We start from the raw sequence: 8,394 nt of genomic DNA, 5'->3' as shown, positions 1-8,394 counted from the left end.
CGTTTAGCACTTACGCCGTGCCATTAATTCTCGGCAAGATGCGGCACCATCTGCGCGACCGGCATCAACCGATTCGTTGCTCCTGGCGGCTCCGTAATTTGATGGCAAAACAAGAACAGCTGCAACAACAAATGCAGCACCAAGGCTTGCCACCTCTTACCGATCCTGTTTTGGCCTTGCAGCTTGGTTGCACAGAAGAGCGTTTAGAGCAGGCCCGGCGCTTGCACCATGCCTTGCAATGCACAAGCCTTGACGCGCAAAGCCAAGATGCTGATGGCCAAAGTTCAGTAAGCCACGAATTGGTGGATGCCCGCCCATCTCCTGAGCAAAACTTACTGCTGCAGGAAATTGATGAAAAAATATCTGGCTTAGCACCAGTTGATCAGCGCCTTGTTCGCGGCTGCTGGATCGACGGACGCTCGCAACGGGAATTAGCCCGCGAACTTCAACTCACCCCATGCCGCCTCTCGCGCCGTTTAAAGCGTTTGCAGCAACAGTTGCAACAGCAACTCAGCGCAGCAGGGCCATGGCAAGCCCAGCTGCAATAACGGTTAGTAAGCCATTTACCCCTTCATTACTAAGCCACACAAAGCGGGGTTGTAATTCAGCCCCGATCAAACTTTCGAGCAAACTTGCCACTAGCCCCACGGCACTCAGTAATGCGATCTGCCCTGCTGGAATCAAACCCAAGCCCCAGCCGATACAACAAAACAGCAGGGCACCAATAAGGCTGGCCGCTGTTCCCTCAATGCTTACGGCGCCATCGGTACCGGGAGGAACTGGGCGCCATCGGCTCAAGCTCAAGGTGGTTTTACCCCAACGTTTACCGATCTCACTGCCAAAAGTATCAGCCAGTTTTGCGGCAAAACTTGCAATAAAACCGCTCAGCAGCAACTGTTTTGGTGCTCCTGGCAGCAGGGTTGCCAGCGCCAGCACTAGGCCGGTGGCGGCAGATCCCCAAACATTTTCTGGCCCTCTTTTGCCGCCGCGACCCTCTGCAATACCAAGGGCTTGTTTTTTTGCAAATCCCAGCTTTGTAACTGCGGAGCCAAACGCCAAATAAAGCACCACCGCCAGCCAGCCACGCCAGCCGAGGCTGATTCCCAGCAAGGTGCCAAGCCCCCAGGCATGCCACCAACCGGCTGGTGTTAATAGAGGTAAACGCCGCACCAGCAAGATCAGAACAGCATTAATTACGGCACTAAACAAGCCAGTGATCATTAGAGCGACCATTGGAGTGATTTTTGTGAGCAGTTCAGGCGTACCATTGTAACTCGATTGCTGGATTGTGAGTGAATTCCCCGGGCCCCTTGTTTCTTGCTGTGCGGGTGGGGGATGTGGTGGCGGTGGCACCTCCGCGTCAGCAACCTTTTCTAGCTCAGGTGATTTGCTGCGAGGGTGGCGCCCGCAGCGCTGAACCCTCCCTGCTTCAGGTGCTACGGGAAGACGATCTGGCAGTGCTCACCGTGAACGCGGATTGGGTGATCGATCTACTTGCAATTCGCAAAGATTAAGATTAGTTTGTATTTAAATTAAGGAATTGGTATTCAGTTGAGCGGTCGGGTTGGCGTGCAGGGGGGAGAGCAATTCATCTATCTCAAATATTCCGAGGGAACTCCCCTTGGTTGGTGGTATGAGCGGGTAGTACCAAAGTCATTGAGACGCCCCCTCGGGCGACGCAAGTTTCGCCGCTTTCTTGGGCCCGATCTCAGCCAAGCCCATTGGCGTTATAGGGAAGTGGATGAAGAGGTGCAGCGGTTGCTGGAGTTGAGCACCGGTGCCCTGCAGTTGCGCAAACGGGAGGTGATGTTGGTGGCCAGGGATTGCGCCCGTCAATTTCAGCAGCAGCACTTTGGTGGGGAGTTGTTAATTCCGGAAGAAAGTGATCTGGCCGAAATTTTGGTTAATGGTTTTCGTGCCCGAGGCTTGGTGCTTTCAAGCGACTATTTCCCGCTGGCGCAAGAAACTTTTTTCACGCAATTGCATCAGCCATTAGATCAGCGAAAACGGCCGGGAGCACCTAACACCGTTGCGGGTTGGGTGCTTCAGCGGCGCCAGCGGGGTGTTTCTGCTTCTGGCAGTGAATTGCAATGGCACCGTGAATTAAAGCGGCTGCTTGATTTCAGTGCTGTGAGCCTGCCGGCTGCAGTTAGTGAAGGCGCAGCCTGGCGCTGGCGTAATCATCTTTTTGCTACTGCAAGTACCAGCACCGCCCAGCGACGCCTCACGGTGATTCGCGCTTTTTATGCCCAGGCCTATCGCCAGGGGATGGTGGCGCTGAATCCCTTTACAGCCCTAGAACCACTGCCCTTGAGCCCAAGGCCGGAGCCGAATCTTGATGCAGCATTTCTGCGCAACCTTGATAGAAATTGGCAACACGATCCCATCTATTTATTAGTGCGTTTAGTTGGTTTGCGCACCCTCGAGGCCGCGGGGTTGAGGCCGATCGATTTGGGCTTAGAGAATGGGCAACCAGTGCTTTGGATTCGTAGTTGGGGATTACAAGGGGCAGGCAGACCATGCCGGCCTGGGCAGGAACGTTGCTTGCCCTTACCCGCGCATTTGCATCCCCTTTGGACACGCCTTAAGGGTTCGGCTGAAATTCCTTTATGGGCTGATGGCGAGATAGATGGCATCCGCCGCTTTGCTAAGCGATGGGCGGCTGGCTTTAAACGCCAAAGCGGTTGCAATGCTCAAGCTTTGCGGCGTTATCGCCAAAGCCAATGGCAATTGATGGGAGCTGATGGTTACCAATTGAATCGTTTGCTTGGCACTCTTTCTGCTTGCCACCAACCTGAATGGCAAAAAAACCATGGCTTGGAGCACTGGTTAGAAGCGGCCGCCGCTGAATTTGATGTTGCACAGCCATAAGTAAGCGGCAACTATGGGCTTTATGCCCTGATAATTAGGGTTGGTTGAGGGGATTCCATTGTGTTGAAAAAGCTTCTTGGCATTGGTAAGCCATTTCTGGAGATTTCCAAGGCGCCCACTGTTCCTGTGGATGTGGCGCCAGTAAAAACAGCGCCTATTAACGAACCTGCAGCTGATCAAATTCCTGCATCTTCAGATTCCGCAGCGCCTGTTTTTAAAATTGGCCCTTCCTTACAAGCACCAGTAAAGATCTCAAAGGAGCTAGCGCCGGTTCCCAAAAATCAGCCTGCGCCCAAAAATCAGCCTGCGCCCAAGAATCAGCCTGCGCCCGTAGTTCCTGAAGTTGAAGTGCTCACTACGGCTCAATTACTGGCGGCGGAAAGAGCCGAAATTGAAGCTAATACAGTGGTTATTAGCAATGAAACTTTTGCTGATAAGTATCTAAATCCTGCAAATGCGCTGCCTCGCGCCCGTCGCTTACCTGGGGCAGCTCTCGCAGGCTTTAAGGAGATGGCTGAAGGGATTCGCCGCTGAGTTGCAGCCGCTGATGTTGCATCAAGGCAAGGCCGCTGATTGCAGCGGTGGAGCAGCGCAACACCGTGGGGCTGAGGCTCACAGCTTGCCAACCTGCAGCGGCGGCGAGCTCACGTTCAGTGCTGCTCCAACCACCCTCCGGCCCGCAGGCCAGCTGCCAATGCTTTGCATTTATTGCATTTTCTCTTTTTAGTAACTTTTCTAAAGGGGGCACCCCAGCTTCCCTGGTAACACCAATCCAGCGACACACCTCCACAGCAGCTGCTGTTGTTAATGCGGTAGCAGTATTTTCCAGAGCCGCTAATTGTGGTAACCAGGCCCGTTCTGATTGTTCGGTTGCTTCTTTGATAATGCTGTTCCAGCGTTCTTGGCGCTGGCCGCCTGGTTCAAGTAGCGAATAATCGGCTTGCAGGGGATGAAGCTGATCCACGCCAAGTTCAGTGGCCATCCGCAACATCACCTCTAAATCACGGCGAAATAAACCAAAAAATAATTGCAGACAGGGTTTTATTTGCGGTTTCAACACTTCTTTTTTAATTAGCTGAGCATTGCCATCAGGGCATAAATTTGCCAGATAGATAGTTCCATGGCCATCACAAATGTTGAAACCTGCCCCGCTTTTAAGCCGTAAAACCCTTTGCAAATAGTGCAGTTCCCCAGGGCTAAGGGGAAGGGGTTTGGCAAAATCAAGCAAACGATTCGGGGAGATTACTAGCCGCCTTTGCTCCGCCATGATTTCGCCTCTCTTACATATGTAATTTTGATTTAATTTTCAAAAAAGCGATCTTCACTTTCTTCTACTGGCCAATCTTCATTTGTACCACCGATCAATAATTCTTCGATTTGAAGTAAATCACGATCAAGGCATCTTAATGAATTGATCAACACATCAAGGGCAACCCCATCGCTGGTGCCGAGATCCAGCCATACCCGAGCCCATTCACTTTGATACTCAAATTCCCCCATGTTGTGCATAACAGCCAAAAGGGAGGTTTCTGCATCGTCGTTGTCGTAAGACATCCAACTCACATCTGCACCTTCTTCATGCACTTGAAGGTTTTCGGCGTTGAAGGCACCGAGCCGGCCAAGGAAATACCAGCTATTGAAGGTTTCCTCTAGGTATTGGCGTTCCCCCTGGCCTGGCACGTTTGGAAAACGCAACCAAAACCAGCAGTTGAAGGGATCGAAATCGCGAAAATTTACCTGCATAGAGCCAAGCTAGGCACCAGTGCACAAATGGACCAGGCATTGCTGGAACTTGAAGCGGTTTGCTATCACCCAGCCACCAGTGAAAAGCCAATCCTGGAGGGGCTCAATTTTCAATTGCGGCTGGGGGAACCCGCTTTGCTGGCAGGCCGCAGTGGTAGCGGTAAAAGCAGCTTGCTGGATTTAATTGCCGGTTTAGCTAGCCCGCAGGCTGGCCAAATCCGCTGGGACGGCCACAGCACCAGCGCACGTCAAAGGCGTTGGTTATGCGGTTTGGTGTTTCAATTTCCGGAACGACACTTTCTTGGCCTCAGCGTTGCTCAGGAATTACACATAGGGCACAGACGCCTGGCAACAGAAAAAATCGAAGCTGTATTAGCTCAAGTTGGTTTGGCTGGCATTTCATTGCAACAGGCGCCAGAACGCTTAAGTGGCGGGCAACAGCGCCGCTTGGCTATCGCAGTGCAATTGCTGCGAGATCCACCGATCCTGCTCCTTGATGAACCCACTGCAGGTTTGGATTGGTCGGTGCGTCACGATCTTTTGGAGCTGCTTATTCCGATTAGCCGCGAACGTTTATTGCTGGTGGTTACCCATGAACCGGAGGCATTTAAAGGTTTGATGCAGCAGCATTGGCACTTGCACCAGGGGCGCTGTTTACGATCTAACGATTCGATGTTTGCCCATGCCTGACCAGTTGGTGCGTGCCACGGCAGCTGGAGGCGGTATCCGCCTAGTGGCCATAAACACAACGGTTACGGCCCGTTATGCCAGACGTCGCCATAACCTTTCATATCTCACCAGCGCCTTGTTGGGGCGAGCGATGACGGCAGGTTTATTGCTTGCTAGTTCCATGAAGGTGGCCCATGGCCGGGTGAACCTACGCATCCAAGCTGATGGACCTTTAAAAGGATTGATGGTGGACGCCGGCAGGGATGGCACGGTGAGGGGTCAGGTGGGCGTTCCGCAATTAGAGCTTGATCCAATTGGCGAACCAGCTCAATTTGATTTCAGCAAAGCTGTTGGAACCGGTTATCTACATGTTGTGCGCGATAAGGGCCAAGGACCTCCCTATAGCAGCACCGTAGAACTTGTTAGCGGATGTGTTGGTGAAGATATTGCATCTTACTTATTACATTCCGAACAAACCCCATCTGCGGTATTTGTTGGTGAAACAATTGATCACACCGGCATACGAAGTGCTGGTGGGTTGTTAGTACAAATACTACCGAAAGCAGCAGATGAGCCTGCTTTGGTGGCCTTATTGGAGGCCCGCTGCAGTGAGGTGAAGCACTTCAGCCACAAATTGCAGAGTTGCGCTGGTAATTTAGATGAATTATTAAAAGATATTTTTCCAGATCTTGATCCTGTATTGGTGGGTGGTGGGGAAGCGATACAACCGGTGAGCTTTCGTTGCCCCTGCACTCGTAAACGTAGTCTTGCGGCGCTTAAATTACTTGGTGAGGAAGAAATAAAAGATATGATAAAGGTAGATGATGGGGCGGAATTAACCTGTCATTTCTGCAACGAAGTTTACAACTTTAGTTCAAATGAATTGCAGGCTTTGATTAACTGATGCCCATAGGGGGGAAGCCAAATTCCCGCTAGTCTTACCAGGTAATACTCGCTTGTATTCGGCCGTGGATGCATCCAGCACCTGCTCGATGACCAGCAAGGGGCAGGTCACGATCCCAAAGGCCCTACGCCAGCAGCTCGGCCTGGCCCGGGGCAGTCGCGTCTGTTTCGTGCTGGTGGGTGACCACATCGAGGTGCGCCCCTGGCGCACGCAGCAGCCCCTGCCCGCCAGTGGCTTTGGGATGCTCAAGAGCCAGCGCCCGCCGGTGCCGGCCGACTTCGATGCCGCCTGCTTGTTGCGCCCGTGATCGGGCTCGATACGAATGTGTTGGCCCGCTATTTCGTAGAAGAGGCTGACGCTGATGCTGCCACCGCAGCCCAGCGCCAGGCGGCGCGCCAGTTGATCGAATCCGGCCAGGAGCTGTTTCTGCCTAAGACCGTGGCCCTGGAGCTGGAGTGGGTGTTACGCGGTTATTACGGCTTTGCCGTGGAATCAGTGCTGCAGGTGTTTGAGCAGCTCCTGAATCACCCCTGTCTCAGCGTCGAAGACCGATCGGATCTGGAGCAGGCGCTGGCGGGTTTGCGCTCTGGTCTCGATTTTGCCGACGCTCTGCACCACGCCAGTTGCCGCGACTGCGAGGTAATCGCCTCTTTCGATGATCGAGGGTTTGCCCGGCGCATCCGCCAGCTCAACCTGCCGCCGTCGGTGGTTGTGCCCCTCTGCCAGGAAGGTTGACGCCTCTATTAACTCAATCCTTAGCCTTGCGGTAAGGACGCCTTACCGCAAGGAAGTTTTCGGCGTAGGCTGAGCGGGCTCACCTGAGGCTCGTGATGGATATCGCCACGCTCACCGCCAAGGGGCAGGTCACCGTGCCAAAGGCTGTGCGTGACGCCCTAGGCCTGCGGCAGGGCGATCAGCTCAGCTGGGAGCTGCAAGATGGCTCGGTGCGTGTGAGGGCCGTGGCGCCTTTGGATGTGGCCTATTTGCAGGGGCTGGAGGGCACGCTGAGCGAGTGGAGCAGTCCGGCCGATGAGCAAGCCTTTGCTGATCTATGAGTGCTTTCGACAGCTTTTCTGTGGTGCGGGTGCCCTTTCCCTTCACGGATCGCCAGGCCCAAAAGCGGCGGCCTGCGTTGGTGCTTTCTAAGCCAGGCTTTCAGCAAGCCTGCGGGCACCTGCTGCTGGCGATGATCACCTCAACGCGCCAATCCTCCTGGCCCCTGGATTGGCCGATTGATGATCTTGACCACGCAGGCCTGCTCATTCCTTGCGTGGTGCGCTTGAAGCTGTTCACTTTGGATGAGCGACTGGTGCTTAGCAGTTTGGGCGCCCTATCCGAAGTTGATCGCGTCGCCGTAATTGCCCAGCTGGCCAAGCTGCTGCCCCACCCCACTGAGCTGAACTGATACATCAAGTTCACGTGCTGGAGTTATTACCTGCTCTACAACCATTTATGGATCTTAATACCCAAATTAAACTTTAAAAACGCACAATAACGCAATCGTATTTAATAGCTTAACTATTTAATCAAATAACACAGCAGTTGCGGCAAGAAGAAGGAGTGCTGGTATTGCCGCAAATTGAGCTTCCCCTATGGGCAGGCTGGATCCGGCACTTATGAGGCTACCAATTAATAAACCAATAGCTAAAGCAGCAATTGTTAGGCCCACTGCTGCAAATAGCCGCGACCTTCTTCTTTGTAAAGCTCCGATCGTTAGCAAGCTTGCTAGAGCTAGTAACAATTCCGGTGTGCCTAATTGATTGCCAACTACAAGCAACAAAAGCAGTAATAGGCCATGGCCTGCCAGTGGCCACCAGAGTTGCTTTTCTTCAGCGAGCTTGATGCTTGGCTGCTGCCATTGCAATTTTGGGCGTGGCAGGTTTTGTAGAACTGCTAAGCGGGGCAGGGCAGGGGCTGCTGGAGCTGCATTGCTTGCCGCTTCCCGTTTTGATGCCGTAGCTGCTGCCCCTGTGAGTTGCCCTAATTGGCGTTCTTTAAGGCGTTGCATCAAAACTGAGTCGTAGGCGGTTTCAACCCGGGCACGACCCAAAGCATCATCTGCCTTTATTTGGTTTAAGCAATTCTGTTTCGCGGCTTGCACCTGTTCAAAAGTGGCGTCAGCAGCAATGCCGAGTTGCTCGTAGGGATCACTGCTATTTGGATTGGGGGGAAGGGTGCCCTGGGCCATGGGGGAACCTGCAGTATCT

The 8,394-nt window shown here is 53.3% G+C and carries 14 protein-coding genes; 10 read left to right on the top strand and 4 right to left on the bottom strand.

Annotated elements, in window-relative coordinates:
• The coding region (locus tag KB557_RS01680) for a sigma-70 family RNA polymerase sigma factor (RefSeq protein ID WP_399218486.1) at nt 1–548 on the top strand (548 nt) is incomplete at its 5' end.
• Here KB557_RS01680 and KB557_RS01675 read toward each other — a convergent pair.
• The gene (locus KB557_RS01675; RefSeq protein ID WP_255131063.1) at nt 511–1,221 is read right to left on the bottom strand and encodes a DUF92 domain-containing protein; all 711 of its coding nucleotides are present in this window, start codon (nt 1,219–1,221) and stop codon (nt 511–513) included. The genes KB557_RS01680 and KB557_RS01675 overlap by 38 nt on opposite strands.
• A 71-nt stretch (nt 1,222–1,292) precedes the next feature.
• Here KB557_RS01675 and KB557_RS01670 point away from each other — a divergent pair, with 71 nt between their 5' ends.
• From KB557_RS01670 to KB557_RS01660, 3 genes are read left to right on the top strand one after another with little or no spacing between them, the layout of a single operon-like run.
• Nucleotides 1,293–1,514 (top strand): DUF3104 domain-containing protein, encoded by a 222-nt coding sequence (locus tag KB557_RS01670; protein WP_255131062.1) that lies wholly within the window; start codon nt 1,293–1,295, stop codon nt 1,512–1,514.
• 37 nt (nt 1,515–1,551) lie between these two features.
• Complete coding sequence (locus tag KB557_RS01665) at nt 1,552–2,871, top strand: hypothetical protein (protein ID WP_255131061.1); 1,320 nt, start codon at nt 1,552–1,554, stop codon at nt 2,869–2,871.
• Between the two features lie 60 nt (nt 2,872–2,931).
• Nucleotides 2,932–3,405 carry a hypothetical protein gene (locus KB557_RS01660; RefSeq protein WP_255131060.1) on the top strand — a complete coding sequence of 158 codons (474 nt, stop codon included), beginning with the start codon at nt 2,932–2,934 and terminating at the stop codon, nt 3,403–3,405.
• Here KB557_RS01660 and KB557_RS01655 read toward each other — a convergent pair.
• A complete protein-coding gene (locus KB557_RS01655; RefSeq protein WP_255131059.1) occupies nt 3,374–4,138 on the bottom strand; it encodes a 16S rRNA (uracil(1498)-N(3))-methyltransferase in 765 nt (254 codons plus the stop codon). The two genes, KB557_RS01660 and KB557_RS01655, sit on opposite strands and share 32 nt — an antisense overlap.
• 32 nt (nt 4,139–4,170) lie before the next feature.
• The gene (locus KB557_RS01650) at nt 4,171–4,614 is read right to left on the bottom strand and encodes a DUF3531 family protein (RefSeq protein WP_255131058.1); all 444 of its coding nucleotides are present in this window, start codon (nt 4,612–4,614) and stop codon (nt 4,171–4,173) included.
• A gap of 39 nt (nt 4,615–4,653) precedes the next feature.
• Between KB557_RS01650 and KB557_RS01645 the strand changes: the two genes are divergently transcribed.
• The 6 genes from KB557_RS01645 to KB557_RS01620 all read left to right on the top strand — a co-directional run bounded on the left by KB557_RS01645 (nt 4,654) and on the right by KB557_RS01620 (nt 7,592).
• Nucleotides 4,654–5,304, top strand: a complete 651-nt coding sequence (locus KB557_RS01645; protein WP_255131066.1) for an ABC transporter ATP-binding protein — start codon at nt 4,654–4,656, stop codon at nt 5,302–5,304.
• Entirely contained in the window at nt 5,297–6,187 is an 891-nt protein-coding gene (gene hslO / locus KB557_RS01640; protein WP_255131057.1) for an Hsp33 family molecular chaperone HslO, read from the top strand. The genes KB557_RS01645 and hslO overlap by 8 nt, the downstream gene beginning before the upstream one ends.
• Nucleotides 6,188–6,251: 64 nt before the next feature.
• Complete coding sequence (locus KB557_RS01635; RefSeq protein WP_255131056.1) at nt 6,252–6,494, top strand: AbrB/MazE/SpoVT family DNA-binding domain-containing protein; 243 nt, start codon at nt 6,252–6,254, stop codon at nt 6,492–6,494.
• Nucleotides 6,491–6,922: a type II toxin-antitoxin system VapC family toxin gene (locus tag KB557_RS01630; RefSeq protein ID WP_255131055.1), complete on the top strand. Its 432-nt coding sequence runs from the start codon at nt 6,491–6,493 to the stop codon at nt 6,920–6,922. The genes KB557_RS01635 and KB557_RS01630 overlap by 4 nt, the downstream gene beginning before the upstream one ends.
• A gap of 95 nt (nt 6,923–7,017) precedes the next feature.
• Entirely contained in the window at nt 7,018–7,242 is a 225-nt protein-coding gene (locus tag KB557_RS01625) for an AbrB/MazE/SpoVT family DNA-binding domain-containing protein (RefSeq protein WP_255131054.1), read from the top strand.
• A complete protein-coding gene (locus KB557_RS01620) occupies nt 7,239–7,592 on the top strand; it encodes a type II toxin-antitoxin system PemK/MazF family toxin (protein ID WP_255131053.1) in 354 nt (117 codons plus the stop codon). Before KB557_RS01625 ends, KB557_RS01620 begins: the two co-directional genes overlap by 4 nt.
• Nucleotides 7,593–7,709: 117 nt before the next feature.
• Here KB557_RS01620 and KB557_RS01615 read toward each other — a convergent pair whose 3' ends face one another.
• Entirely contained in the window at nt 7,710–8,375 is a 666-nt protein-coding gene (locus tag KB557_RS01615) for a CPP1-like family protein (RefSeq protein WP_255131052.1), read from the bottom strand.
• Between the last annotated feature and the right edge of the window lie 19 nt (nt 8,376–8,394).

Source organism: Synechococcus sp. Cruz CV12-2-Slac-r, from assembly GCF_024346075.1.
GTDB lineage: Bacteria > Cyanobacteriota > Cyanobacteriia > PCC-6307 > Cyanobiaceae > Synechococcus_D.
The sequence above is the reverse complement of the archived record's forward strand: the minus strand, read 5'-3'. Positions and strand labels throughout refer to the sequence as shown.

Excerpts from the sequence above, each read along its gene's own strand:
- KB557_RS01620 (WP_255131053.1), top strand. The coding sequence starts at position 7,239 with ATGAGTGCTTTCGACAGCTTTTCTGTGGTGCGGGTGCCCTTTCCCTTC.
- KB557_RS01615 (WP_255131052.1), bottom strand. The coding sequence starts at position 8,375 with ATGGCCCAGGGCACCCTTCCCCCCAATCCAAATAGCAGTGATCCCTAC.
- KB557_RS01625 (WP_255131054.1), top strand. The coding sequence starts at position 7,018 with ATGGATATCGCCACGCTCACCGCCAAGGGGCAGGTCACCGTGCCAAAG.
- KB557_RS01675 (WP_255131063.1), bottom strand. The coding sequence starts at position 1,221 with ATGATCACTGGCTTGTTTAGTGCCGTAATTAATGCTGTTCTGATCTTG.
- hslO (WP_255131057.1), top strand. The coding sequence starts at position 5,297 with ATGCCTGACCAGTTGGTGCGTGCCACGGCAGCTGGAGGCGGTATCCGC.
- KB557_RS01650 (WP_255131058.1), bottom strand. The coding sequence starts at position 4,614 with ATGCAGGTAAATTTTCGCGATTTCGATCCCTTCAACTGCTGGTTTTGG.
- KB557_RS01655 (WP_255131059.1), bottom strand. The coding sequence starts at position 4,138 with ATGGCGGAGCAAAGGCGGCTAGTAATCTCCCCGAATCGTTTGCTTGAT.